At 45.8% G+C, this 26464-nt stretch carries 26 protein-coding genes and 6 pseudogenes; 12 read left to right on the top strand and 20 right to left on the bottom strand.

Annotation, left to right across the window (positions count from 1 at the left end):
- The first annotated feature begins 73 nt into the window (after nucleotides 1-73).
- The gene (locus ETV65_RS04660; protein ID WP_013576157.1) at nucleotides 74-316 is read left to right on the top strand and encodes a YebV family protein; all 243 of its coding nucleotides are present in this window, start codon (nucleotides 74-76) and stop codon (nucleotides 314-316) included.
- Between the two features lie 43 nt (nucleotides 317-359).
- Here ETV65_RS04660 and ETV65_RS04665 read toward each other — a convergent pair whose 3' ends face one another.
- From ETV65_RS04665 to ETV65_RS04680, 4 genes are all read right to left on the bottom strand, one after another.
- On the bottom strand, nucleotides 360-1010 hold the full coding sequence (locus tag ETV65_RS04665; protein ID WP_129951751.1) for a hypothetical protein: 651 nt from the start codon (nucleotides 1008-1010) through the stop codon (nucleotides 360-362).
- 95 nt (nucleotides 1011-1105) lie between these two features.
- Nucleotides 1106-1498: an ASCH domain-containing protein gene (locus ETV65_RS04670; RefSeq protein ID WP_129951752.1), complete on the bottom strand. Its 393-nt coding sequence runs from the start codon at nucleotides 1496-1498 to the stop codon at nucleotides 1106-1108.
- A gap of 96 nt (nucleotides 1499-1594) precedes the next feature.
- Nucleotides 1595-4438 (bottom strand): WG repeat-containing protein, encoded by a 2844-nt coding sequence (locus ETV65_RS04675; RefSeq protein ID WP_129951753.1) that lies wholly within the window; start codon nucleotides 4436-4438, stop codon nucleotides 1595-1597.
- Nucleotides 4438-7200, bottom strand: coding sequence for a WG repeat-containing protein (locus ETV65_RS04680; RefSeq protein WP_129951754.1), 2763 nt, complete (start codon nucleotides 7198-7200; stop codon nucleotides 4438-4440). Before ETV65_RS04680 ends, ETV65_RS04675 begins: the two co-directional genes overlap by 1 nt.
- A 516-nt stretch (nucleotides 7201-7716) precedes the next feature.
- On the opposite strand from ETV65_RS04680, the gene ETV65_RS04685 reads away from it, so the two are divergent.
- Both ETV65_RS04685 and ETV65_RS04690 read left to right on the top strand, forming a co-directional pair.
- Nucleotides 7717-7974, top strand: a complete 258-nt coding sequence (locus ETV65_RS04685; RefSeq protein ID WP_129951755.1) for a DUF1883 domain-containing protein — start codon at nucleotides 7717-7719, stop codon at nucleotides 7972-7974.
- 359 nt (nucleotides 7975-8333) lie between these two features.
- Nucleotides 8334-9512, top strand: coding sequence for a M20 aminoacylase family protein (locus ETV65_RS04690; protein WP_129951756.1), 1179 nt, complete (start codon nucleotides 8334-8336; stop codon nucleotides 9510-9512).
- Here ETV65_RS04690 and ETV65_RS04695 read toward each other — a convergent pair.
- From ETV65_RS04695 to ETV65_RS04720, 6 genes and pseudogenes are all read right to left on the bottom strand, one after another.
- Entirely contained in the window at nucleotides 9509-10207 is a 699-nt protein-coding gene (locus tag ETV65_RS04695; RefSeq protein WP_129951757.1) for an extensin family protein, read from the bottom strand. The two genes, ETV65_RS04690 and ETV65_RS04695, sit on opposite strands and share 4 nt — an antisense overlap.
- Nucleotides 10208-10548: 341 nt before the next feature.
- Nucleotides 10549-11562 carry an alcohol dehydrogenase AdhP gene (gene adhP, locus ETV65_RS04700; RefSeq protein WP_129951758.1) on the bottom strand — a complete coding sequence of 338 codons (1014 nt, stop codon included), beginning with the start codon at nucleotides 11560-11562 and terminating at the stop codon, nucleotides 10549-10551.
- Nucleotides 11563-11819: 257 nt separating this feature from the next.
- Nucleotides 11820-12233, bottom strand: a complete 414-nt coding sequence (locus ETV65_RS04705) for a GNAT family N-acetyltransferase (RefSeq protein ID WP_129951759.1) — start codon at nucleotides 12231-12233, stop codon at nucleotides 11820-11822.
- Nucleotides 12234-12552: 319 nt separating this feature from the next.
- The gene (locus tag ETV65_RS04710; RefSeq protein ID WP_129951760.1) at nucleotides 12553-13080 is read right to left on the bottom strand and encodes a hypothetical protein; all 528 of its coding nucleotides are present in this window, start codon (nucleotides 13078-13080) and stop codon (nucleotides 12553-12555) included.
- 579 nt (nucleotides 13081-13659) lie between these two features.
- Nucleotides 13660-14769, bottom strand: a complete 1110-nt coding sequence (locus ETV65_RS04715; protein WP_240782809.1) for a GGDEF domain-containing protein — start codon at nucleotides 14767-14769, stop codon at nucleotides 13660-13662.
- Nucleotides 14770-15092: 323 nt separating this feature from the next.
- A pseudogene (locus tag ETV65_RS04720) lies at nucleotides 15093-15391 on the bottom strand (VOC family protein).
- A 283-nt stretch (nucleotides 15392-15674) separates the two neighbouring features.
- On the opposite strand from ETV65_RS04720, the gene ETV65_RS04725 reads away from it, so the two are divergent.
- Entirely contained in the window at nucleotides 15675-16157 is a 483-nt protein-coding gene (locus tag ETV65_RS04725; RefSeq protein WP_129951761.1) for an Hcp family type VI secretion system effector, read from the top strand.
- Nucleotides 16158-16178: 21 nt separating this feature from the next.
- On the opposite strand, the gene ETV65_RS04730 is transcribed toward ETV65_RS04725, so the two are convergent.
- Nucleotides 16179-16499 carry a DUF1493 family protein gene (locus tag ETV65_RS04730; RefSeq protein ID WP_165383692.1) on the bottom strand — a complete coding sequence of 107 codons (321 nt, stop codon included), beginning with the start codon at nucleotides 16497-16499 and terminating at the stop codon, nucleotides 16179-16181.
- Nucleotides 16499-16966, bottom strand: a complete 468-nt coding sequence (locus tag ETV65_RS04735; protein ID WP_129951763.1) for an STM2901 family protein — start codon at nucleotides 16964-16966, stop codon at nucleotides 16499-16501. The genes ETV65_RS04730 and ETV65_RS04735 overlap by 1 nt, the downstream gene beginning before the upstream one ends.
- Nucleotides 16967-17088: 122 nt before the next feature.
- Here ETV65_RS04735 and ETV65_RS04740 point away from each other — a divergent pair, with 122 nt between their 5' ends.
- The 5 genes from ETV65_RS04740 to ETV65_RS04755 all read left to right on the top strand — a co-directional run bounded on the left by ETV65_RS04740 (nucleotide 17089) and on the right by ETV65_RS04755 (nucleotide 19684).
- Nucleotides 17089-17529, top strand: a complete 441-nt coding sequence (locus ETV65_RS04740) for a hypothetical protein (protein ID WP_129951764.1) — start codon at nucleotides 17089-17091, stop codon at nucleotides 17527-17529.
- Between the two features lie 258 nt (nucleotides 17530-17787).
- Complete coding sequence (locus tag ETV65_RS04745) at nucleotides 17788-17976, top strand: DinI family protein (RefSeq protein ID WP_240782810.1); 189 nt, start codon at nucleotides 17788-17790, stop codon at nucleotides 17974-17976.
- 121 nt (nucleotides 17977-18097) lie between these two features.
- Entirely contained in the window at nucleotides 18098-18271 is a 174-nt protein-coding gene (locus ETV65_RS24880) for a hypothetical protein (RefSeq protein ID WP_165383680.1), read from the top strand.
- A gap of 36 nt (nucleotides 18272-18307) precedes the next feature.
- Nucleotides 18308-18571: an XRE family transcriptional regulator gene (locus ETV65_RS04750; RefSeq protein WP_129951765.1), complete on the top strand. Its 264-nt coding sequence runs from the start codon at nucleotides 18308-18310 to the stop codon at nucleotides 18569-18571.
- Between the two features lie 39 nt (nucleotides 18572-18610).
- The gene (locus ETV65_RS04755; RefSeq protein WP_129951766.1) at nucleotides 18611-19684 is read left to right on the top strand and encodes an acyltransferase; all 1074 of its coding nucleotides are present in this window, start codon (nucleotides 18611-18613) and stop codon (nucleotides 19682-19684) included.
- 6 nt (nucleotides 19685-19690) lie between these two features.
- Here ETV65_RS04755 and ETV65_RS25120 read toward each other — a convergent pair.
- The 5 genes and pseudogenes from ETV65_RS25120 to ETV65_RS04780 all read right to left on the bottom strand — a co-directional run.
- Nucleotides 19691-19837: pseudogene (locus tag ETV65_RS25120) on the bottom strand (translation initiation factor IF-2); the annotation flags it as partial.
- Nucleotides 19838-20138: 301 nt separating this feature from the next.
- Entirely contained in the window at nucleotides 20139-21248 is a 1110-nt protein-coding gene (locus ETV65_RS04765) for a hypothetical protein (protein ID WP_129951767.1), read from the bottom strand.
- A gap of 4 nt (nucleotides 21249-21252) precedes the next feature.
- Nucleotides 21253-22278 (bottom strand): annotated as a pseudogene (locus ETV65_RS04770) (hypothetical protein).
- On the bottom strand, nucleotides 22278-22586 hold the full coding sequence (locus tag ETV65_RS04775) for a hypothetical protein (protein WP_013578263.1): 309 nt from the start codon (nucleotides 22584-22586) through the stop codon (nucleotides 22278-22280). Before ETV65_RS04775 ends, ETV65_RS04770 begins: the two are co-directional and overlap by 1 nt.
- A pseudogene (locus tag ETV65_RS04780) lies at nucleotides 22587-23015 on the bottom strand (phage baseplate protein); the annotation flags it as partial. It abuts the gene before it with no gap.
- Here ETV65_RS04780 and ETV65_RS25125 point away from each other — a divergent pair.
- Nucleotides 23013-23165: pseudogene (locus ETV65_RS25125) on the top strand (tyrosine-type recombinase/integrase); the annotation flags it as partial. The pseudogenes ETV65_RS04780 and ETV65_RS25125 overlap by 3 nt on opposite strands.
- Before the next feature lie 386 nt (nucleotides 23166-23551).
- Nucleotides 23552-24034: an Hcp family type VI secretion system effector gene (locus ETV65_RS04790; RefSeq protein WP_112289744.1), complete on the top strand. Its 483-nt coding sequence runs from the start codon at nucleotides 23552-23554 to the stop codon at nucleotides 24032-24034.
- A gap of 19 nt (nucleotides 24035-24053) precedes the next feature.
- Here ETV65_RS04790 and ETV65_RS04795 read toward each other — a convergent pair whose 3' ends face one another.
- The 3 genes from ETV65_RS04795 to ETV65_RS04805 form a co-directional block, all read right to left on the bottom strand.
- Nucleotides 24054-24371, bottom strand: coding sequence for a DUF1493 family protein (locus ETV65_RS04795; RefSeq protein WP_129951769.1), 318 nt, complete (start codon nucleotides 24369-24371; stop codon nucleotides 24054-24056).
- On the bottom strand, nucleotides 24371-24820 hold the full coding sequence (locus ETV65_RS04800; protein WP_129639516.1) for an STM2901 family protein: 450 nt from the start codon (nucleotides 24818-24820) through the stop codon (nucleotides 24371-24373). Before ETV65_RS04800 ends, ETV65_RS04795 begins: the two co-directional genes overlap by 1 nt.
- A 94-nt stretch (nucleotides 24821-24914) precedes the next feature.
- A complete protein-coding gene (locus tag ETV65_RS04805; protein WP_129951770.1) occupies nucleotides 24915-25601 on the bottom strand; it encodes a hypothetical protein in 687 nt (228 codons plus the stop codon).
- A gap of 121 nt (nucleotides 25602-25722) precedes the next feature.
- Between ETV65_RS04805 and ETV65_RS04810 the strand changes: the two are divergent.
- Nucleotides 25723-26376: pseudogene (locus tag ETV65_RS04810) on the top strand (tyrosine-type recombinase/integrase); the annotation flags it as partial.
- Nucleotides 26377-26464: the final 88 nt, after the last annotated feature.

Consider the following 26464-nt stretch of genomic DNA (forward strand, 5'->3'; position numbering starts at 1 on the left):
TCATATAGGGAGGCCAACTGGTCGTACCTGATGTTACTGAAATCACACACGTCACTCTGGCAAGGAGTACCTGATGGGAAAATCGAGCATAAGAATTGGCAGTTACGAAATTGACGATGCACATCTCTCGACGCCTGAAGCAAAAGGCGGCGATAAAGTGCACATCCCCTGCAAATCAGATCCTGATTTGTGTATGCAACTTGATGCCTGGGATGACCACACCAGTGTTCCGGCCGTAGTGGATGGTCGTCACTCGGTGCTATACAAGGAGAAGTATGACGAACAGAAAGATGAGTGGATCATGCGACTGGAGTAATACCGCATGGCGAACGGAATTGTGTTCGCCATGCCGCTTGCGGTCAGCCAGCGTTTTCAACCAGTGAAATACCCCGTCCGGCAAAAAAGCGGGCAAAGACATCCACCGGTAATGTGACATCCTGCTGCGTGCGGATATCATGACCGGAGGGATTATGAAAGGTTATATACTTTCTGTCAGCATGCGTCACCAGCACCAGATGCCCACCTTTAAACGGCGGAACGGTCTCCGGTATGCGAATTGACGGATGCACCGAAGCCATGAAGAACCGGTGACCGGCCATTTGTGCAGCAATATCCTCAGCAAAAATTCCCACTTTGACGACTGCTTTCAGCCCCAACTCCTGACGTACATACTCAACAAAAGGCGCATAAATCAATCCCTTAATGTTATCCCCCTCACGCACATAGGTGCCATATGGCAGGCTGTGTTGAGTCAGGTTAAGAACAGGCACTACTTTTCCGAAAACAGCTGCCAGCACCATTTTCAGACAGCACATCCCACAGACATGGTTTGCCCACTCAATAAATTCCTGCTGACTAGATGCGCCAGATTGTGCCCAGAGTTTGATATCACTCAGTTCAAGTTCACCGGCAATAATGCCGGCAGCGCAATCAGGGTCTTCCCATTGACTGAAATAAGGTATACCGGAAAGGGTTGTAAAAGCGCGATGAGACACTGGATTCACGGACATGACATATTCCTGAACGCCGGACAGACCACTTCAGACTGATCATATAGCGACGGGGATTTAAGGCCTGATTTTCCTTATCAGGCCCCCTCAGAGATTTAGAACTTCTCTATCATCCGAAATTTCATCAGTAACAATGGCATAGTGGGTTCAAACATCTCGTACTCTTCGAAGAAACGCTGATGTTCAGCGCGCCAGTAAGCCAGCGTGCGGTCGCCTTCACCTTCTTCCCAGGCGTGTTGTTCTGTCACCTGATCAAAAGGAACTTGTTTCACTTCGGTCAGTTGTACGGCACACACCGGATTATTGCGGCCATCAACCACCACAAAGACTTCGCCTGGTTCTGGTTCCGGGTCATCATCAAGATTAGAACAGGTGGCGGTTTTTATGCCTTCAATAACACGCTTAGCCAGTTCGTCTGCTGACGACTCGGTATCACCAAACGACCAGCGCTCTGCATCCCTGTATTTAAGTGGGATCTGCGGAATCATAATTTATCCTTTCAATTGAGATAGTTCACTGCCATAACAGTTAAACATTAGCACAAAAAAACCCGCCGCAGCGGGTTTTGCAAGCCGTAACATGTACTAAGGTCCGCAGTTCTCCGGCATCGCTACCGGCCACTGTCTTGCACTGCCGGTGCCATATAAAACGGCAATGCCGCATTCCCTGTCGACCCTTGCAAGCGGTTTACCTGTTTTATCAATCATCATCGACATCGCAGGTGTTGAAACAACGGCAACCCCGCTGTCAAAGGGGGACACGGCACTGAATAGCGGGGCAATGACAAAGTTACCCTGCATATCGACAAAACCGTAATTATGGTTAGTTTTGGCGAAGGCCAGGCCATCCACAGGTAACCCTAAGTCTGCATACGCCATGCCTTCGGTTTGTTTCCCCTGAGAGTTTATCCAGGTTTTCGTACCGTCTGAGCGTGTCAGTACAGCGTGATCATTCACCATCAGACTGGCTTGTCCCTGTACCGTCAACATCAATTTACCGGTGTTATCGACATAACGGGTTGCTGGCGCGCCATCCTGCGGGTCATAAGAGACAGACCATGCGCTGGCTGACGGCATTGACCATCGGCCCTGAGGCATAGCCGCTACCCGCACACCTTTATCATCGATCAGCTCATACCCTGCAGGTGTCGAACGCAGAGCGCGGCCTTGTACAAAAGCAGAACTTTGGGCAACTTCCGCCACTGGCTGAATTTGCCATTCTCCTTGCGCAGAAATATAGCCTTGCTGTGGTTTACGGGATAATTTTACCCAATCACCCAGCGCACTGATATGGGTTTGCTGTTCATGCAATTCAATGTTGCCTTGAGGATCCAAAAGCCAGGACTGCCCTGCGAAAGAGGTGGCAAGAATACGTCCATCACTGAACTGAGTAACTGATAACCCGGCCGTTGGAGCGATTCTTGCTTTCGCATCATTGCCTATGATTTCAGCAACCACACTGGATTCAGTTTGGTCAGCGGCGGCCGGTTGTGTCAGTAACCAGAGTGCAGAATTGATGCGTTTTGCCTTAGCATATTTCGCTTCAACAATGGTTTTACCCTGGCTGTCCACGATGCCCCATAGGCCCCCCGGCGCTCTGAAGGCCGCCAGCCCGTTGGCGTAGTCACCGACATCCTGATAAGAGGGCTGAACAACCGTTTTCTGCGTGTTGATATCAAAGATGCCCCAGAGCGCGCCGTCGGCTGCAGTTTCACGATAACGGAACCAGCCATTACCAACAGACTCAATCTCGAAAACGCCGGGCAAATCATAATGCTTACCTGCGTGATCCAGGGCGGTCAATTTCCCATCGAGATAATCAAGCGCATAGCCATGAACAAATGGCGAAATATTGTCTTCTGTCAGCGGGATAACCATTTTGCCCTGGGCATCGATAACACCGGTTCCCTCAGCCGTTGTAACAATAAACTGTTCGATATTGCCGCTTGCATCAGCAGGTTGAATATCCTGCCATTTGCTCTCAAGCTGAAGCGAGCCGTCCGGACGCAGGAAGCCGGCACCGTTTTTAGCGTTTCCGGAACCGGGGCGAATCAACGCCAGTGGTGATTGTGCAGAAGTGGTATCATTACTGATATTCAGGGGTTCAATCCGGCTTCCATCAAGGGTACTGATATTCTTCTGAGTCAGTAGCGCCTTTCCGGATGCATCCACAATATTGACAACCTCTCCTTGTTCGTTACGCAACCACAAACGGTGGTTGATCACTTCTGCGCCGGTAATCTGCGCCAGCCATCCGACATTCTGCGAGCCACCGATTATTCCTCCGGACGGTGCAACAATCGCATTAACCTTTTTCGGATTACCTTTAGTGGTGATCAGATATTCACCGGTGTCCTGCTCCCAGGGTTCACTGCCAACGGGCAACGAAAGAGGTTGCTTACGTCCAGGTACGTATAATGTCAGAGCGTCTTTAGTGACGGGATTCAACACATAATCACCGGAGACATACAGTGAAGAGGCCTCTGCTTCGCTAAAGGTTGCGATAACCCCAGCGGAATTATCCAGTAACTTGATCCCTTCCGCAGTTTTCGCCAGCCAAAAAGCCCCGGTTTCTTCACTGACAGACAAGTACTTTTGTTCATCCGGTACGCCGTCGGTACGAATTAACGTAATTCCTTCCGCATTTTTCGCCATCGCGACAGAAGGGTTTTGCGGATCAAGAGTAATCGCGCTGTATTGCGGCAGAACACGCCAGGTAAGATTACCATCAACAATGCCGTAGCCTTTGCTGGCGTTAAAAGCGATAAAGAGATCTTTCGGGCCAAAAGGTTCCACGACTTCCATTTTGTCGGTCGCCACATGGCGGACACCGTCAGGCGAAAGCAGAACACTGTTATACGTCAGACTCAGGCGGGCCGGAACGCCGTCACTAAGGGTGGCGTCATCGACTAATTCATCCAGCGCTTTACCGACCTGTGCCCCTTTGCGGTCAATAATCTGGGTTTTTCCGCCTGCCGTCACCACAGCCAGCCCGGATTCAGTAAAGGGCTGAACATGATCAAAAGCCGGCGGAATCATCCAGTTTCCGGTCAGATCGATGAATCCCCACTTGCCTTGTTGCATGGCAGCCGCGGTACCAAAATGATAGTCACCGACTTTTTCAAAAACGGGTTTAATGACCAGTTGTCCCTGGTTATCTAAAAAGCCCCAACGTTCGCCCTGCGTATCCGCTGCAGGCAAAAGCACTGCTGCACGGCTTTCATGTACATCGCGGATACATACATTCTGAACCGCAGGCAATGCATTATGCGTTTGCACCTCCGCCTGTGACGCCGGTAACGGAGCAAAACAACTGTCGGGTTCAGCCGCAGTTGCAGAGGCTGTCAGCGTCAATAAGGCCAGTGTGCTGCTGGTATTCAGCGCACAACGGAGTGCATTTCGTAGCCTTGAAGATTTGCTGACAAACATTAATTACCCCCGTTATCGCATGCAGGAGCCTTGGCTGGCCAGAGATAAGCCCCTTTTGCATCCACAATGACACGCTGATTACAGCGCACCTGAATTTTAGCCTGCACAGCACCATCACTGTTAAGCAAGCTGACCACGCCTTTACCCCCTGCCCAGGCATGTTTCTCGCTGAAATCATTCGCCCAGTCGAACTTAGGTAAAATAGCAAAGCGCCCGGTAGTATTGATATAGCCCAGCAGATTCCCATAAGTCGATTTCTTCATGGCGGTAGCAAAATTATTGCTCATTGCGCCCACCTGATCGAAGTAAGAACCGATCAGCTTCTTCCCTTGCTGATCAACAAAACCATACAGGCCGTTGCCATCGCGTACAGGGATCACCCCGGAGCTGGCTTTATCCGCTTGCAGACTATTGAGCCCGGCGAAACGCTGAATTTCGTTGCCGTCATTGTCATACAACACAGTCTCGCCGGTAGCGTCATCATTCATGACCAAACGCGCCATCGAGTTCAGCGCCTGAGCCTGCTCAAACCCCTCTAAAGGCACCGCTCCATGATCATTAATCAGTGTAATACGGCCATCACTGACAGCACGGCTCAGATTAAGAGGTGGGATGAAATTAAATTCAGCGGTATAAAGCGGCTGAATTTGCCAGTCACCCCGGCTGTTAACTGCCCCGAAATGAGGGGAAAAACTGAGCATAACCCAGTCGCCATCAACAGAACTTGAGGATGCAGTAATTGCCTTGCTGACAGGAAAACGCCCTGCATTATCAAGCAATGCAACACCACCTTCGGCAGGTTGAACCAGCCAGTGGTGGTGTCCTACTGGCAGCGGTCTTGAGAGTAAATCTGTCGCTAAAGTCTGACCGCTTTCAGCGCTGTAGAGGCTGTAATGGCTGGCAAGTGCACCGCGTTCACCTGGCTGATCGTTATCGGAAAGAGTAAAGACACCCTGCCCGATATACTGGAATTTACCGCTACGGCCCGCATCAGGCGCGATCGCCCAACTGCCGTCGGTTCTGATAACGCCCCAGCCCGCATCTGTCTGCGCCAGCGCGTAACCGTCGTTAAACGAATCAATCTGGATAAACTGAGGAGAAACTTTGATGCTTTTGCTCGCGATATCCCATAATCCCCAGCGCTGAGCGTCTTTTTCACCCTCAGTATAAAACAGCAGCCCGGATGACAAACGCTGAGCACCTTGCTGAATATTTGCCGGAACGTCAATCGCGTTACCACTACGATCAATCAGGTGCTTAACCTCTGTATTTCCAGCGTTGTCAGTGGCCCAGGTATAGTCACCGTTAAACGGGGAAATTTGGGTAAATACTGGCTGGATAACCCATTTGCCTGTCGCATCGACCGCTCCTGCTTTTTTATTCTCCGTGTGGATGATCAACGGTGCCTGAGAAGCATCTCCGTCAACCGATGCCCACTGCGGATCAGAAAGCACATTTCCCTGGGAGGTGAGAATTGCAGGCGGTTTTGTTGTATCAGCGGGCGTCAGAACTGCCCATGGCAGGCTGTTTGCTGCATGGCTATCTGCTTGCGCCAAAGAACTGATGTCATCGGTCATTGGCGACGTACCCAGCGGCCTGAGTTGGTAATCTTTCAGCGCTGTCAGCGTGGCATCGTTAAGAAGTGCTACGCCGTTATTGTCATAGATCTGGGCAACCTGAGGCGTTTTACCCTCAGATTGCATCACCCAAAGGCGGTTCGCCTGTTGCAGAACTTGCGGCTTATTCACTTTCAGCGAAGCAACGTGGTTATCAGCACCAATAATCACAATACCTTTACTGCCCGTTCCCAGCGTAGCTTTGCCCCAGACAAGGATATTCTCAGATTGATCTGCAGGAATATCCTGTATTTTTTCCAGATTATTGCTGAGCAGTTGTTTGCTGTTATCTGTGCCTGTAACCAGCCAGCTCCCCGAAACCAGCAGACGCACCGATTTATACTGCTCTTTGTTTAACGAGACACCCTGCCGGTCAACGAACATCCAGACGTTCTTAGTTTTCACCGCAACGACATCGCCGCCAAGTTGCGGCTCATCACGGGTTTTCAGGATCATCGGGTCAATTGCCCAGTCACCCTTTTCGTCCAGATATCCCCAGTAACCGTCTTGTGCAGAATCCCGCTTTTTAGCCGGGATCAGCCCGGACTGAGGCAAGTCCAGGGCAATAACATCATCAGGAAGGGAAAGGGAACGATCCGTTGAGGCATTCCACAACGCAGGAGAAACTTGTGTTTGTACGCTTGCCAGTGCCTGACCGCGCACAAATCCCTGGCTGTCCAGAGAAACGGCAAACGGCAACGTTTTTATGACCGCACCTTTGCGATCAATCAGCACCAGACGGTTATCGGTCACGACCAGGGCAGTGCCCTGAGCATTGAAATCGGTTGCCCGTGTAAACTTGGGCTCAATAATCCAGTGGCCTTTTTTATCGATATACCCGAATTTATCGTCTTTTTTCGCAGCAGCCAGATCGTTCACAAAGCCCCGGGCTTCACTGAAATCAGGCCTGATTACCATATGCCCGGTGGTATCCACATAACCCCAGAGTGGTTCGCGGGATAACGCCATCTGCACAGGGGAAAGTCCCTGCTGGAAAGGCAACTGGCAATCCTTGGCTGTTTTTGCATTACCACACGCCCGTAACAGTGCGTCATCCGCATGTGCCGGCAGGCTAAAAAAAGCATTCAGAACCAGGGATAACGCACTGAAATTTCTGAGATATTTGAATTTTTCGGAGCAATTCATCCGATGCCCTTATAACTGGATAAAATGAGAAAGTGTAGCGCCCGCATTTTTTTCATCACCCGCAAAAGGGGCGCGTGAGACGGCAAAAAATCCGATAATAATCAATTTAAAGCGAGCGCACATGCCATAAGCCTATAGGGTGTCAGCTTGTGAAAGAAAAAGCAGCTATTTTATTACTCTGTAACGAATGAACACACATTAACAATTCGCAGAAAAATACGCTCTGTATGTTACCGTTCATCTGGGTTCCTCACCTGTCGATAACCTGACAACAACATTTCAATTTCCTTATTTGAAATTAGATCATTTTCATTTACATGTGCCCGAGTGGCTAACAATTAATCTTCGGAAGATTATTACAACTATTGATTAAGGTCATTATTCCCCCCTCTTTTGTCTGGTTTTATAGATTCCAGAGCGTTCTGTGACCAATATCACTCCCGGTTCGGGTGGCGTAAGATCAGGTAGTGTTCGGTTGCAGCGTATTTCCGGTGTTTTAACTTATTGGGGGAAGCCATGCCTATCGTTCGAGCCAGATTGAGTCTGTTTGGTGGCGACACTGTCGTCATACGTTGTTCAGAAAAATGTCACATTCATCTGATGTGTGAAAATGATGTTGAGCGAAAAGGACGCCACTCAGGTTTCGGCGATATTTTGACAATTAACGATCAAAATACCGCTTATGTCGGGATCCCTTATAAAGGCGTATGGAATGTGCTTATCGATTCTCAATGTGACTCACTCGAGCATTCAATAAGTTATCTGCCTGCCTGAACACCGCTATTACCTCCCGCCCTCTGCTTTTTATCTGCGACCTTTTATCAGGTGGATGGAAAACCATTTGCCTGATATTTCCTGAATCACCTGCCAGCCCGTTCACCTCACAACGGTACAGGCAACCGCTCACACCATCCAGCAACAGAATACTGAATTGCGTAATGCCACGGAAAAAACTTTAGCTTGCTACATCAATTGCATACCGTTATTGAATTGAACATTCCATTATTTTCAAAAGACCTTTTCCTGTCTCATTTAGGTATTGCCAGCCTGAATTTCACATTGCATTCTGTCAAAGGTAATACGTGGCACCGGCCATAACGGCCGGATTTCTTTCAGGCAAAAAAGATCCCATAATGAATAAGAAATCACTTTGCACCCTCGCTGACGTGGCAGATCTCCTTCCACAATTGCGCCAGGTTCGCCAGCACCTGCACCAATATCCAGAACTTTCCAATGAAGAATCTGCAACCGCAGCATTCGTCGCTGAAAAGCTAGAATCTCTTGGCTATCAGGTGACCACCGCCGTTGGCGGGTATGGTATTGTCGGCTCCATGAAGCTTGGCAGCGGGTCCCGCAGCATCGGTATCCGTGCAGATATGGATGCTCTGCCCATCACCGAACAAACGGGCGTAAGCTACGCCAGCCAGTTTCCCGGAAAAATGCATGCCTGTGGCCATGACGGCCACACGACGATGCTGCTGGGCGCCGCCGCGCAGCTTGCGCGCAGCAAAAACTTTTCCGGCACCGTGCATCTTATTTTCCAGCCAGCGGAAGAAATTGGATTTAACAGCGGCGCAGAGCGCATGCTGGCCGAACAGTTATTTGAAAGGTTCCCCTGTGATGCCGTCTACGGGTTACATAATCATCCCGGCTATCCGGTTGGCAAAATGATGTTCCGTTCCGGCCCGTTTATGGCAGCCTGCGACACGGTCAATATCACAGTTCATGGCAAAGGCGGGCATGCGGCCCGACCGCATATGACGGTGGATCCTATACTGGTTGCCAGCAGTCTGGTCATCGCCTTGCAGTCGGTTATTTCGCGTAATATTGATCCCAATGAAACAGCGGTAGTGACCATAGGCTCATTACATTCAGGCCATGCGGCGAATGTCATCCCGGAAACAGCGCGCCTTGAAATGAGCGTTCGCTCCTTCGATCCTCAAGTGCGCAAAATCCTTGAAAAACGTATCCGCACTCTGGTGGAAAATCATGCTGCCGGTTACGGCGCCCGCGCTGAAATTGAATATGTTTCCGGATATCCGGTGCTGGTAAATCATGACCAGGAAACGGCATTCGCTATGGAAGTGGCGAAAGAATTGCTGGGTGAAGAAAACGTGATCGATAATCTTCCGCCAATCTCTGGCAGTGAAGACTTTGCGTATTTCCTGCAACAGAAGCCCGGCTGCTTCCTGCGCCTGGGCAATGGAGACAGTGCGGTACTACACAATCCGGCCTACAACTTTAATGATGACAGCCTGAGCTTTGGTGCAGCCTACTGGACGCGTCTGGTCGAACGCTATTTAGCGGATTAACGGCAAAAACCGAACCAGCGCATGCCGAGGTGAAAGTGATTGGCATGCGCTGCATTGTATTCCGGCCCGATGGAATTGCCAAAATACGGGCAACTCTCTGAAAATAACGTCCGCACATACTCCCCTTCTGCACCAGACTGAGGCCATTGTTTCAGAACTGTCATATGGTGTCCGTCAGCCAGCGAGAAACCGGCAACGTCCAGCGCTTGCGCCGTGGCATGTTCGCTAAGTCTGGCATCGGGCTTGTTATAGACGTTCCGGCAGGCATAACTGCCCAAATGATGGATACGTACCAGCGGCGAACCGAGTTTCTGAATGGCCAGCGGTTTCGCCACCTGTGCGACAAACATTGCGCTGCTTAGTGCAAGACGACAGCTCGCCAGATAGCTTGAACTCAATGAAACATCCCCAAATCCGCGAACCCGTACTGCATCAGTCAGCGGGCATTTCCCGCCCGTATTTCCGGCGCGGGTAAAATTAATCGCCCCCTCTTGCCGGGCACGTTCAAGCACAGCCAGACATTGCTGAGGATTGTTATCCAGCTTCCTTAATTTGTAGCGGGTGATGAAGTTTGGCGGGTCATTAATTGTCACCGGTGAGAAAGGATTATATTCCGATGGAACGTGACGGCTTATCCACGGGCCACTGCACCAGGCAACAATGATAATCACAATAACGCTTACCCAATATCGCATAGTGTTCCTTTAGCACCACCAGACTTTAGCAGCACATTGATTTTTCACATGTAATATTTGAGTATAGCGGGTAAGTAAACAGTGTTCTGAAGGGGTTACAAGTCGGGAAATAAACTTACTTAGTTTTGACATAAATAGACATTGGGTTTGTTACTTTTATATCCGAAGACGATGTTTCTTCTCCTGTGTCCACTGTGAACTGTCCTTCATAGTGTGTAAGACCCTCGCATTACCCCTTTCAGCCCGCCCCGAGCGGGCTTTTTTTTTGTGCCGTCTCAAGATCAAGCCATGTGTGACGCAGCAAAAGACATTAAGCTGCGTCACCCGATACATTGAAAAGCTTACTTATGGGTAAAGTCGATCACCATCCGGCCTTTAATTTTGCCTTGTTCCATTTCATGGAATATCGCATTGATATCGCCCAGCGGACGCTTGGTGACTTTCGGCACCACTTTACCTTCAGCGGCAAACTGGAACGCTTCGGCAAGATCTTCACGGGTACCGACCAGTGAACCCACGACCTGAATGCCGTCAAGCACCAAACGAGGAATATTCAGGCTCATTGATTCCGGCGGTAAACCCACCGCAACAATACGCCCACCCGCTCGCATCGCATCAACTGCTGAGTTAAAAGCGGATTTCGCCGTTGCCGTTACCACCGCAGCATGAGCGCCACCGACTTTCTCCTGAATAATTTTTGCTGCATCGTCTTTTAGCATATTAATGGTCAGGTCTGCGCCCATATCGGCGGCAAACTCTAATTGCTGATCATTAACATCAATAGCAATCACTTTGGCATTGAAGACATTTTTCGCATATTGCAAAGCCAGATTACCTAAACCGCCCAGGCCATAAATAGCAATCCATTTACCCGGCTGAATACCTGATACTTTTACGGCTTTATAAGTGGTCACGCCTGCGCAGGTCACGCTACTTGCAGCAGCAGACTCCAGACCGTCGGGAACTTTCACCGCATAATCGGCCGAGACAATGCATTCTTCAGCCATGCCACCATCAATGGTATACCCTGCATTAATGACCTGTCGGCATAACGTTTCGTTACCGGTTGTACAATATTCGCAATGCCCGCAGCCTTTATAGAACCACGCGACGCTGGCACGATCGCCCACTTTCAGCGCAGTGACTCCAGGGCCAATTTTCTTTACAATGCCAATCCCTTCATGGCCGAGGATGACCCCGGTCTTGTCACCAAAATCACCATTTTTGACATGCAAATCCGTATGACATACACCACAGCACTCCATCTCTAAAAGTGCCTCACCATGTTCAAGGTCGCGCAGAGTCTTCTCGACGACGCCCACTGAATGGTCTTGATTAACAACAGCAGCTTTCATTTTCCTTTCCTTAACGTTGTGGCGGAGCCTCAACGTTACAACGCTATTTGTCCGGCTGCAAATGAGAATCAAATGCTTTAACTGCAGAGTTCAGCATGAGAGCGGAAAGTTTTATTTCCATTGTGGATGGGCAAGAGGTTGGAAGCTATGAAACAGCACAGGATAATGGGTTCAAGACAACATTAAGGCTACAGCAATCAGACTCGTTCTCCTCTGTTGCAAGAATAAGAAATAATCATGCCTTAAACCCGGTGAAATCAGAGGATTTTTTTCATTGAAGGAGAAGCGTGGAAGATGAAATCATTCCTTTCATAGAATGGAATTGCCTCTTTCCTTGCATCAAGAAAAACAAAATTCATCTCCCTGCTTTGAGCCTCACTAACAGCGAAATCAAGAAGCAATCTGCCTGTCCCTGATTGGCGTTCATTCTCATCAACGACCAGATCATCAATGTGCAGGTGAGAACCTCGTGCCAGCGTGTGTACAGGTCTTATACCCATCACACCAATAATCCTTTCTTCGAGGACAGCAGCAACAAGCTCATATCCGTTCAGCGTTTGAATTCTTACGCTTTTTAAAAACTCGCCTTTGGTGATGTTTCTTAGTTGAGCAATGATCGGGAATACGCTTTCCCACTCTGAAGGAAGTAACTTTTTAATCTGAACAGTCATAAAATATCCAATTCAATAAGCCTAGCTATCATTTATAGGATTATTATTATTACATTGCAACAGGTGTTCAGTTGCACCCTGATAAGCACAGCCAGTAGTCACTTCAAATCCACTGAACCTAAGATTGCCCGAAAAATGTCCTAATTAGCCGGGGGTATAATTTAATTGAGATGTGATGGGGGTAAAACTGGAAAAACTTCTTAGATGAAAGGTTAAAAAACACGCCCAGAAAGGAATATGCACTTATTGTTAAACCGGCTCTCTTTAAAAAAAGGGTGCACAACGCACCCTTTTAGCCACTCAAATTTGATTCTCGATACTACATCATTCTAAAAGATGCAGTTATTACCACGAACGGCAAATACCAGAACCACAATAGCAATGCTATAAATAAGAGCCCGCAAGCTGACGGTTTTCCGGCTTCGTTACTTTTAGATTTATGTTTTTTGATAAATAAACCTAACAGCAGTAAATCGATAACAACCAGTATTGCCAGCGGTACGTACGGAGCAAGGCTAAGAAAGCTACTGCTAAAGTGAAGCAGGAATCTTAATGACAGGAAAATTTTGTAAGCCAAAACAACTATCAGCAACAAGGACGTCCATTTGGCGTAGATAAAACCTTTGAAAAGTTTATCTAATGCGCCTGGTGTACCAGAATTTCTCCCGCCGGTATGCCCGTATGAGGATTTGTAATCTTGCTGGAGATTGTTAGGGGGAGGGGTATAGGATTGACTTTTATCATATGCTCCCATGTTGTCATGGCGATGAAAATCTCGTTCTTTTTCTTCACAGAACGGACAGTGATGGTTATCGATTTCCCGATAACAGGTTGGACAAGCACCCATGATTTTTCCTTGTTAGAAAAAACATCTCCCCACATTGTGGGGTCGTTCTCTCCCTTAACATCAGAGAGATATTATTTATTATTGTTATTCTTAATCTACAGATTTTGTCATTAGTTGTTCTGTAAGGCAACTGCAAATTTGTTGACTAACAAAATTAAATATCAATTTTATTTAAGTTCGCTTCCTGTGGCGCTCCTCTCCTGCTACTCATATCAAATAATTAAATCAAACATTTGCACTGTGTTTACATACAGCTAAATTCACATCCTCAGAAAGGAAGATGTGATGAGTGTAAATAAGCTGTCTGCAGGCAAATGGTCGTGCGAATACGACCCGAGCGGGCGCGAGGGTAAGCAGTTTGTCTCCAGGTATGTATCAGTACGGGGCCGTCTGCCCCCGCACAAGAAATGCAGTCCCCGGCGCGCCCTCTGTTAAGGCTAACGCCTGATCATTTTAAAATTATTGAAAAGGTGCATTTGAATATATTGAGCGAGAGTTTTAAATAGATTCAGCCAGTTAACACACTCGCTTTAAATATTTCCAGCCATGAAACTGATGAAAGTATTTCATGGTTACACCTTAATAAACAACATCATTTCTTTGTCGCTTTGCAATATAGAGATTTGCATCCGCTTTAGAAATCACCTCTTGTAATGAGGCATTGTCTTTATCATATTGAGATATGCCGATACTCACTGACAAAAATAACCCCTCCAGCTTTATGCCCTTAACTGCCTCACGAATTCTATTTGCGATTAAAAACGCATCAGATGCCCCGGTATTTTTAAGTGCAACGATAAACTCATCTCCCCCTACCCTGCCGGCAAAATCATTGCTGCGCAGGCATTTGAGTATTTTTTTTGCGCAAAGAGAAATTGCCAAATCACCTTTTTCGTGACCGAAAGAGTTATTTACTTCTCTTAAATGATCAAGGTCTATGACTAATACGCTAAAAGGTAAGTTATTTTTTTTACATTTCGCCAGTTCGTAGGTAGCTTTCGCGTAAAATGCCTCTCTTCGCAGGCAACCTGTCAGCCCATCAGTAGATGCATATACATTCAGAACCCTGAGATATCCGCCTGCTATTAATGACAGCAAATAACTAATGAGCATAGATAAAAAAATTATAATTAGCGCAGGCCAGGCATTTGATGAATTCAGTACAGATTTTAAAAAAGTAGGCTTTTCAATAATCGTTGATTTCCGTATTTTAACACCTGCCAAGTTGTAGCTTTTATCATGCATAGGTAAAACTGAAATTAATGTGTTATCATCTGCAAATCTTCCAATGGCGAAACCACGATTAATACATACTCTCGTTAATACAACGGATATGTTGCGAGGCTGTATATTTTTGAGGGAATTTAAAAAGTCGCGAACCTTTGCATTACATTCCTGCGGGCTACCTCTATTAGAGAACAATAACGTTTTAACTTGCACCTCGGTGTAAGGTGAAGGGTGATGAGTATAGTTCTCAGTTGCAATGACTCCTCCTGAGTTATCAGGATCATAAAAACTCCCCATATTATGGATATTATTAACATTCCCTTTCCACTCCTGAACTTCCTGACTGTATAGCAAAGGGAAAATGATAAATGACGATATTACGCCACCAAAAAAAACAAACGAAACCGGTTTTGTAAGCAATGGAAGTAAGACCACCCACCTCCAACTTGAATAAATCATCATGTCCTCACTGGTGATCAAGATTTCGTTTCATAGCATGAAAATAATTATTTTTGACCTTAGAACTGTCAAAATAACATCACTGGTGGTTCTGACAAAGATCTTTTAAGGCAAATTTTTGACGATCCGTTAACTAAGCTTACCCCATGAATTCATTGATATTTTTTTCGATCAACTTCAAGGGCGTTGTGCCTTTGACAGACAATCTGACTAAAGTTGTATGCCTGCCCGGACGGCAGTGGATTTGTAACTGCGCCGAATCAGGGGTGTTGCTGTCTGATGTGAGTTATGAGGCAATGGAAAATCACTAAAATAAGCCAAATACATCAGAAAAATTCCATTTCATCGTACGGGCTTTCTTTGCAGGAACGGAGCCGGCTTTCAAGATCACCACAATGAACCTCTAACTGATAGCCATCGGGATCGAGAAAGTAAATTGACTCCCCTTCACTCTTATTGCTTTTCCACTCTGTGGCACCAGCATGCTGTATTTTCTCGCGAAATGAAGCCATGTCGCCTGTGGTGTAAAACCAAGAACATCCACATAGAAACGAAAACTGCGGGGCAAATGACTGACAGCAAGAGTAAGGTGATTCAATCCAAATACAAAAAAACTGAATACGATTCCCGTCGCGGCAATAAATGCTACTCATACCTATTTATCAATGGATTAATTAAAAACTCTTTAAAGTAAAGCCTTCCGTCACTTGTTTATACCTTCATTAAATATCAATCAGTTAGCATCATTTCGAAATAAATTCGGGGAATTTTCGAGACTGGATTTATGGATTGCAAAATCGGTCATCAATAATAAACCTCTGAAAATCTCCTTTTTAAATGTTCGCTAACTGTGTCTTTATCTGCATAAGCATAACGTAATGCCTCACTTTTAAAATGGACTTAAGAAAATGGCAATATCAGCTTATTTATGGCTTAAAGACGACGGCGGCGCTCTGATTAAAGGCGGTGTGGATGTCATCGGACGGGAATATAGCATCGAAGTAAAAGGATTCCATCATAATCTGATGATCCCTACCGATAACGCGACGGGTAAAGTAACGGGTACCCGCATGCACTCCCCATTGCTCATCGTGAAGGACTTTGACAGCTCCAGCCCTTACATTTACAAGGCAGTAGCAACAGGCCAAGGCCTTGAGTCTGCGGAGATCAAATGGTATCGGATCAATGATGCAGGTCAGGAAGTAGAGTATTTCAACATGCTGTTAGAAAAGGTACGTATCGTTTCAATTTCGCCAGCAATTGCCGCAAACAGCAATCCTAATGACAATCACATGGAAACAGTTGAACTTCGGTACGAAAAAATTACGTGGAAGCACAATGATGGGAACATCATATTTGCTGACTCGTGGAATGATCGCCAGACCGCATAATTAAAAGGGGCAAAATGCCCCTTAATCATAAAACCACCTTTTGGCCTTCACCGCTTCAATAATCATTTCAACGGTTAATGGTTTTAGATCACGTTTGGGTGGTTTTCTCTGCCAAAATGCCCTTTCAGCTTCATAGTAATTCAACATATCAAACTTAGAATAATCAACACCATATTTAGTGAAGACATCAATCAATATCTCTGCCAAATCTTCAGGCAACAGCTGCCAATCATCTTGCACTGACCAAAATTTCTGGATAGGAACAATTTCGGGATCCCGCCAGCTTTTCCGGAACCCGTATTTATCGGTTAGATAGTCACAGATCTCTTTATCTAAATTCATTAGAAAGATGGCCATACGATACGGTCAGATGGGCGCGCGATAAGGTTATATTTATTTCTGGTCCTTTTGGAAACTAATTGAAGCATTATTACAATTTGCGCATAACCTAGCCATGGAGTCCATCGACCTATAAATGGGGCGATTTTACTTGTAGGAACCATCTTCATCTTTGAGCCTTTACCCATTGGTGCTTCTAGTCGCACCCCGAATGGCAACCTTTTTTCTTTAAACATCGCTCTGGCTATTTTTGAAATGACACTCGTTCCTGGCGTATTGGTTGCAGCTGATAACTTGCCTGAGATGGGAATCCAAGGCTGGCCAATGATAATCATCACTGTAGCAGAAGTATCCAAGCCTAAGTAATCAGATAAACTTTCTATGAAAATCAGATTAAACAATTCAGGGGCAGTTACATTGGCATGACCATGGTAGAAATAGGTCCCGCCCAACTCTTCGGTTGTGTCCATTCTCAATATCCTTTTGATTAGAAGGGGTTAAGAATACTGCTGCATTCATAACCAGGCAATATGTCCCGTCACGTTAATCACTATGTCTATACTTAAAATCTCGCCACGGAGGGAATTTATGTGTGGACGCTTCACGCAGTACGAGCCCCTCTCGCATGACATCGAAGTTCTGGCGCCAGAGCGGCATTGATGACATCCCTATCGACCGCTGCAACGTCGCGCCCGGTATTCGGTTACTGAAGAAAACGGATATTTTTGAAAACAGGTTGAGGGTAATTCAGGGAAAGACAGGGGAGCAACTGGCTATACAATTACCACTGTGTCTGGCAGCGTATGATATGACGCCTGGTGAAGTGAATGAGAGGTGTTTGCAGAATAATAATACGGAGTTCATTCTGAGTTCTGCCAGCAGAAAAACCGGACGCCATCCCGGTGCGCTTCGAGCGGACATAATTACTCAGGCATTCTGGCGCGTCGTTATAAATCAAATGGTAAAAAAAAGACCGAATACGATTCCTTTATCCGCAAAATTTAAATTTATTCTTTTAAAGTCAAATAGATAAACTCTTTCTTAAGCTAAAAACACCTTTAAATACCTTTCTATACCTCCTTTATTTTTCAGATAGTTAGCACCGTTTTCGTTTTAATTCGTGGGAATTACGTTTTCATCTACTTTCCAAAGCTGAAATATATCCCGACCAGCAAGTGATGATCCGCCTCAGCGAAGCCAAGACCCTCATCATTGATCTGAAAAAAAGAGTCCAGTACATCGAGGCCGGTATTGAAGGCGCTGATTCCACTTTTATCGACTGAGGTGATTTATGTTTGTTGAACTGATTTACGACAAAAGAAATATGGACGGTGTACCGAACGCAAATGCGCTGATCCTGGCTGAACTGAAGGTTAACGCTCAGCAGCATCAATACAGACGCCAGCAAGGCGCAGAAGGCGGTTCTGGCCGGAATAGTGAGGAGATGTTTGAGGATGCCAGTAACTGGCAGTCCTTCTGAAGACATAGATAATTCTCCGGCAAATGTGGAGTTTTTAATTGACCATTAGCACCATTGGGGCTATGGTTTATTTCATGAGGTAGCGGATAAGCCGCAGCCCAGCCCCGAAAGGATGAGCGAGATGACAAACGATATGACCACCGCAGAGCTTGAAAAAATCCACGCCGAAATCGCCAAATTAATGGCAGAGACGGCGAAGATTAACCGGGAAACAATGTGGTATCCGATAGCGCTCGCAACAGGCTTGATTGGTGCGGTCGCGACGGTAACTACCATCATCGTGAAATTCATTTAACAAGGGCTCCGAAAGGGGCTTTTTAGCAGGTGCGCAATGAGACTGATAAACGAGTACACCCCACCAACCCCGGACGATCTGGAGAAGCTTAAAACTGATCTGGGCTATACTGGCGCGCAAATGGCTGACTTGGCTGGCGTTGCCAGTAACAGCCAGTGGCGGAAGTACACTGGCGGGGCTGAACCGCGCGCCATGTCTCCGCATATTCTTTTTTTTATGGCTGCGCAACTAACATTAACCGATGCAGAAACGCAGCGAGTGATAGAAAAAATGAAAGATATTGGAGCCAATATATTGTGAATAACCCCATTAAAAACAGTTAATAATGGTATCGGTTAAATGATAAAAAACGTAAATTTAGATATTCAGGCCTTACGCGCAGTTGCTGTATTTATGGTTATTGGTCAGCATTATAGGAATAGGCTCCCTACACCATTATGGTATCAGGAAATACTTAACCATGTGTCCTTCCTTGGAGGAGTGGACATTTTCTTTGCTATCTCTGGCTATCTAATGTGTGCCACATTATTCCGTGACGTATCTAATAACGGTAAAAACATCACTACATTTTTATCTTTTTTTAAAAGAAGATTCTTCCGTCTAATGCCAGCAGCCATATTCTGGGTCTTATTCACGATTTTTATCGCAACATTTTTTACAGTTATAAAAACAAATATTTCAGATGTTGTATCTAGTGGTATAGCTGCACTATTTGGATATGCAAACATATTTTGGTATGGATGTTTTTCTGGCGTATATGAATGTGGTAGCTACGATTTAAATGTTGTTAACTGGTCTTTATCTCTAGAGTGGCAAATGTATTTAGTTCTTGCTGCGGCCGTTTTTTTACTTAATGCTAGATATTTGGTTGCTTTTTTATTTCTTGCATTTATTTCGCATTCGTTTATATCAGCTCATGATAATGTTTTGACAGGTGTGGCTTGGTGGTTCAGGCCGCAAGCATTTTCCCTTGGAGCTTTAACATTTGTTCTTGGAATTAAATGCAAACTACCCATTCCATTAAGATTTTTATATCTAACCATGGCACTATTACTCCTAATTGCATCTCTTAACTTTAGCAATGAATATAAATACATCTCAATAGGCGTTTTCGGATGGCTTTGCTTCTTCACGACTATTTCAGAAAGAAAAATAATAACATCGAAAAATAACATATTAGTCTTGATTGGAGAAAGATCGTACTCAATTTACCTTTGCCATATGCCAGCAATATATACAGTAAAACAAGTTGCTTACTCTATTGGGACTCACTTAAATTTCACTATTGACACTGCTACCACTCTAACGCTAATGATTTTTATTACTTTTTTTTACTCTGAGGTTTCATATCGATTCATAGAACTAAACTTCATTAAAAAATCATATCTAGCAGACGGTAATCAACATTGTTGAACATATGGGTTGGACGACACAGGTAACGGTTTCCGGGTCGAATGACTGGATGATCCCCGGCATGTGCACCCTCAACCCCGCTGAAATGGCTTTGGATAATGCGGCATCGAGATGCTCGCGGTTACCGACTTGTGATCCTAGGGATACTGGCATGCGATTCTCCGGGCAATAAAAAACCCGCACTTGGCGGGTTACTGTTCAAATGTCAGGATTTTTCAAATCAAACAATCGTGGTACTAATTGATCTGCTTTCCAGCTTTCACTTCAATTTCTTCGAATTCATTTGTTACATCACTACTCAGAGCGAGCCAAAAGGCGCAAGCCATGAGCCTGATTGCTACCCGAAGCTTACCAAGATAAGAACCTCGTATGTTTATGTCTAAATTAGATACGCGCATTAAGTTACCTCCGGAAATAGCCAAAGCTATTTTTCCTATTATTGGGAAAGAAATACCTAATTTCCATATCCCTTGAATCCAGAACAGGGGGCGGCAACTGTAACCATTGTCACATACCCATCATTACCTTGCTGAGCACATAACTTTTTATGCATCGCCGCAAGTCTTGCTGCATGGTAAAAATCGATATAACTATCATATGAAGCCTCGCCGAGAGCAGCTTCTTTTGTCAGGTCCGGTATGCTGGGGTTATTTACCATATCTGCAAAATCACTCAAGCCCCTACCAACTTGGTTAAAACACTGAGTGTCAATATCGTAGCCGGTATATGCAGAAATACGTTTACATTCAAATAGTTGTTCCTTTATGGATAAATTTATTCGATGTAAAGTTAAGTTGGACTTACCAACGTGTATATAAACATTCATGGGATTGGCTGTATTTTTTGCTCGTGTTACAAATAGCAGTTTGTTAAATGCAGCCCTAAGAGTTGGCGCTTTTTTACTGGAAAAAATATCACCAAGCCCAACCACAGAAAGCTCAGGATTTGCCTTGTCCTGCGCAATAACTTTTTCTTTTTCAATCCCACTGATCGTTGCTTCCGCTTGCTCCCTCATAGTTCTAATATTGGCAACCACATCAGATCTTATTTTGTATAAATCAATAATTGATGATTTGAAATTTTGTTCACTGATATTGTTAAGACCAAAATATTCACGCTCTTTTAAGAAATCACTGTACAGTTTAGAAACGTGCTTGGGGTCCGCTAGCGCACTAGAGCCAAATACTACTTCGTAATTATTCAGAATATTTACAATGGTTGAGTATCTAACGGCTTTGTCGTCTATTTTATACGATGACGGTGATTCCCCAGTGTAATCATGAATTGCAACATAAAATATAGTTATGCCTAATGGGGTCTGGTTTGCTTTGTCTTTCAAGTTTTCGAGTGAGCAACCACCCGGACATAGTGACCCACCGCCTTCACTTGCCGCTATTTTATCATCTGTCAGGACATATCTTAATGCCAGAACTCCGGGCTTTGAAAATACAGAATTTCTCTGCTGCTCTTTATATTGCTTTTCAAGCTGCGCTCTTTGAACCAAACCGCAGCCAGGTAAAGATAAACAAATTATAAGTATAAAAATGACTTTTTTAACATTCATATGGTTACGTAGTTCGGTTAATGGTTGTATTGGTTTGCAAATCACGAGCGCCACGCGCCAAGCATAACAAATCCATATACCATGCCTGCCCTCGAGTGTCGCCAGTATAGTTTATGCTTCCTACTTTGTAATCACCATCCATGTTGATTGAGGCCAGTTGAGAACCGCCCGGTATCCCATTTACATAAAGGTTCCCATTGTCGGCTGTCTCGCCCAGAACGCCGGGCGCGGTACCAATCTGCTCATTCGACAGGCTGGCGCGGTATACCGATGCCTGATCAAGACGAATAAGACCACCCAATTTTATATTTGGGTTAATCAGGCACCTCACGTTAATACCCGCACCCATGGTCTGCTGTGGCATGCCAATGAGACCGGTGTTTGCGTTGAGAACTACTATCGAGTCGAGGTATTTATTTTCCGGAACGATATGAACCTGGTTGTTTTCGTACCACCAGTTTGCCTTGCACTGTTCCGCAATGCTGTTTATTACATCAGAGGTGTTGCCAACAATGACTTTTCCGCGAGGGAAAACGGTTTTAGGCATCTCAGGGATTGACCCGACAGTGACGCCGAATGGCGCATATGTCTTCATCGCCTCATTGAAAAGCGTGTCGTACGTCCAGCCCGCGGCAATTGTGGTTCACATTCCTGCGTACATGTGCCCATTCCAGCTATCAACAGACTGAATCAGTATCCATGTATCGGTGATGTTATCTTTGCCAGCGACCGTAAACCGGATCTCGCCGTTAAAAATCATCCCGATATTCTGATCAGGATAATTCCCCGCATCGTCCATATCGCCATCGTAGCCGGCGATAACGCGAATGCGTCCGAATTCTTTATTTTGTATCCTGTTCTGTGTTTCCTGCGACAGGTTATAAATTTTGAAATTGCCAACAAAGCCGTTAAAAATGGTGGCTGGCATTTTTTCAATATCGAACGTCACTTTTAAATCAGAAAGCACGATCCCGTTGCCGGAATCATCCAAAAGCTGAATCTCAAAGTGGCGCATCCAGTTCTTAGACATTATGACTCCGTAACCGCATAGAGGTGGCTCGTTGTTCCGAGGCCGGTTTGGGTGGGGTATTCGACACCAGGCTCGTCGCATGCAACAGCCAAGCCGAAACCCAGCCCGAGATAAGCATACTGCGCCAGCAGGTCAACACCTGTAACCAGCGGGATACCGGCTATAAGGTCCGTGTCACTGCTGTCTTTCAGGTCGAGGATCCAGCCCATCGTGTCGCGCCAGACAATTCTCATCGTCAAAGAGTTGCCGTTTAACGTAATGCTGAAAGTCTGGTTATCTGCTGTCAGCGGGATTTCTGTAACGACCATTTAGCCCCCGAAAAGACTGCTGAGAATGGACTGGTTTACAGCCTTTGGCGTTTTAACACCGGTATTCTGCGTCGCGCTGGTATTCACCCCCTGAGTCATATTTTCCTTGGCAGCGCCGGTGATCACCTGCGTTTGCGTGGTAATCACTTCCCTGAGGGTGAGGGTTGCCATCAGAACGTTTTCACTCGTTTTATCAGTGGTGACATCCAGAACTCGGATCAACATGTTGGTGTACATTCGTTTGCCCGTCACCACATCAAAGGGTTTCCGGGAACGCTGCAGCGCGAGCAGAGCCTCATATATTTCTTTCGGGCTTTTCCCCAGCGTTAAGCCAAGCCCGGATGTGTCAGCAAAATCCAATACCGATCCGCCCCCGGAAAAACCTGTTTCCATCACCACTTCAGATGGCCGACGGTATGCATGCTCAGCCCCCCGACATTTCATGAGATCCGGAGTCTGGCGGGTCGGTTGTACGAGAAGGAGAAAGGAAAAGAGTTTGCGAGGAATTTACTGGGGCATAAATCGGAGAAAATGACGGACAAATACCTTGATGCGAGAGGGAAAGAGTACGCGATGTTGTCAAAGACCGAATACAGGATTTCGTGTAATTTTCGTGTATTTTCGTTTTTACTGAAAATTTATCTTTTAAATCAATGACATAAAAAGACCGAATACGATTCCTATAGTGCAAGTAATCGAATAATTCATCTATTAATTAATATCTTACAATCAAAAACCTTCAAAAATAACCTCTTGTCACTTGTTTATACCTTCATTAAATATCAATCCGTTAGCGCCCTTTTCGAAATAGATTCGGGGAATTTTAGAGATCTTCCTTTCAAGTTGTGACCCTCAGTCATCAATACTAAACCTCTGAAAATCCTTTTTCCCCAACACATCTTATTGTTTGCCAAACCATACGGGCATAACGTATTGCCTCACTTTTTAAAATGGAATTTTTGAAAATGGCTATACCAGCTTATTTATGGCTTAAAGACGACGGCGGCGCACTGATTAAAGGCGGTGTGGATGTTATCGGGCGGGAATACAGCATTGAGGTTAAGGGCTTTCATCACAACCTGATGACGCCAACCGATGACCGTACAGGGAAAATTACGGGTACACGTATTCATTCCCCTATGATGCTGATAAAAGATTTTGACTGTTCAAGTCCATACATCTACAAAGCAGTGGCAACGGGTCAATGCCTTGCTTCGGCTGAAATCAAATGGTATCGGATCAATGATGCAGGTCAGGAAGTTGAGTATTTCAACATGCTGTTAGAAGGTGTACGGATTGTCTCTATTTCCCCAGTAATGGGTCATTCAACCGATCCTAATGAAAACCATATGGAAACAGTAGAGCTGCGCTACGAGAAGATTACGTGGAAGCACAACGATGGCAATATCATCTATGCTGATTCATGGGATGACCGCCAGACTGCATAAGAAAAGGGGCTGAGGCCCCTTAGTCATATAGCCAGCGACCTGCTTTTGCTGATTCGATAATCATACCCAGCGTCAGCGTTTTAAATTGACGGTCTTGCCATTCCTTTTTGAGCTTAAACTGCCACCAATAAAACTCCGGCATGAAATAGTCATCTATGTTGAAATTGCTATGCTCAATGCCGTATCGCGTGAACAAATCAAACAACATTTCTTCCAGCTCTTCCTGAAAGAAATTGAAGTGCTCCTCAAATGTCCAATCCTTTTGTGCCGGCTTATCACATTGGCCATATGTATTGGTGACGTAATCTAAGAGCTCTTGCTCATCCGGTTTTAGCATTAGAAATATGCCCATGCTATACGATGCTCGGGCCTTGATATCAGGTTGTATTTTTCCCTGGTATCTTTCGCGACTAGGCTTACGATAATTATCGCCTGCGCGTAGCCAATAAAAGGCACCGCTCTACCCACTACTGCCCCTATTTTGCTTGTAACGCGAGTACGCCCCTTCACAATAGTTGAAAATTGGATCCCATATGGAAAGTGTGCGTTTTTAAATATTCTGCGAGCTAATTTTGACGCAATACTCGTGCGAGAAACCTTTGATCCCAGCACAACTCGTTTCTTAAGTATTGGTTGCCCAGCAAGAATCGTCGCCGCTGTTTCTACTGAAACACCAAGGTGGTCCGCCAAACTCTCAGCGAATATTAACCAAAATAGTTCTTCTTTAGATACGTTAGCATTCCCATGGTAGAAGTAAGTCCCGCCCAACTCTTCAGTAGTATCCACTCTCAATATCCTTTTGATTAGAAGGGTTTTAGAATAACCTCAGTTTCTTCAGTAGGCAATGAAATCAAATACACGGAATGTATGGGTAAAAGGCTTAAATCAGAGTGACGGTATATGCCTCAGATGCTGCTAAACGCTCAGCTACTCCGATACCCGACCACTCGTAGGATTCGCCATTCTTCGTCAATAGCCACATCCCAGCGTAGGCGTCTCCATCGGCACGGGATGCATGCATGGTTATAGTTGCTGATACCCCCTGCTTTAAAACAGTTAGCGACGTGCTATGAATCGACACAAAGCCCGCCGGCGCTGATGTAATCCCGGAGTCCGACTCGAAAATATACGTTCCGGGCGCGGCAGTTAAACAATCGAGCGTGTTTCCCACTGACACAGTCGTTGGACCGGTCGGAGCACCCAATTTGAACCATGAGGATGGCTCTGAAACGCTTCGATCAGGAATGCATCTGTAGGCCGTTTTGCCAAAGGCGGTAATGTAATTTTGAATTAAACCATTTTCGTTGAAAGGCCTGCAGATAAGAATCCCAACTTCTTCGAAAGGGTACTGCTTCTCTTCAGTAGCTTCTGCAGGATCAGGCTGACAATACATCTCCATGCCGCCGTTGAATTGATCAATAGTTGAAGTAGAAATGTCCCAAGACACAAGTGTTGAATCAGCAAACCCCATGCCGCGCGTCATTATTAGGTCTGAACTTAAAAACGCACCCTCTGAAAAACTGTCAATGAAGAAAACTCCATTTGCCGGATAATTTGCGTTTAACACAAGCTTTCCGTGTTGCGAAATTGGGGTGCCTGTTGCTACATTTTGATCGTTTGTAATAAATGCCTGATTTTTTCCAATCGAAGGAAGAGAGTCGCCACTGTAAGTATCCCGCTTAACCGGCACGGTGAACTGTGAGCATGCTTTTCTGCGGGCGGTGTTCAATGAACTGAAACGACTGGGGGAATGGTCGCTGCCTTACCCTCTCGAGAATATCCGCGAGTTTGATCAGCCGGAACGTGAAATGGCATGGCTGACTCAGGAACAAATCCTGCTGCTCATGGCCGCCTGCGAACAGCATGGAAATGACGAATTAACGCTTATTGTTAAAGTCTGCCTTTCGACCGGCGCACGCTGGAATGAGGCTGTCAAAATCAAAAGCTCGCAGATTTCGCCCTACAAACTCACCTTCATCAATACCAAAGGTAAAAAGAACCGTACCGTTCCCCTCTCCCGCCCTTTGTATGACGAACTGATCGCCCGTAAAGGTGTGTCCTTCTCGCCCTGCTATAAACAGTTCTATCGGGTGATCAGGCTGGCCGGTATTGAGCTGCCAGAAGGACAGATGACGCACGTTCTGCGGCATACGTTCGCCAGTCATTTCATGATGGCCGGCGGCAATATTATCGTGTTGCAACGCATCCTCGGGCACTCAGATATCCGCGTCACGATGCGCTATGCGCACTTCGCTCCGGATCACCTGGAAGACGCTATTCACCTGAATCCGCTGGCTCAAATGGGTGGCGACAAAATGGCGGCAGAAAGTCCAAATGAGTAGCATTGAAGGTAACAAGAAGTGGTTTAAGTGATTGTTTTAACGATAAGTTATTGATTTAAGAAATGTTCAAAAAAAAGACCGAATACGA

Origin of the sequence: Rahnella sp. RFA10(1/100) (assembly GCF_004195115.1) — a bacterium.
Taxonomy (GTDB): domain Bacteria; phylum Pseudomonadota; class Gammaproteobacteria; order Enterobacterales; family Enterobacteriaceae; genus Rahnella; species Rahnella perminowiae.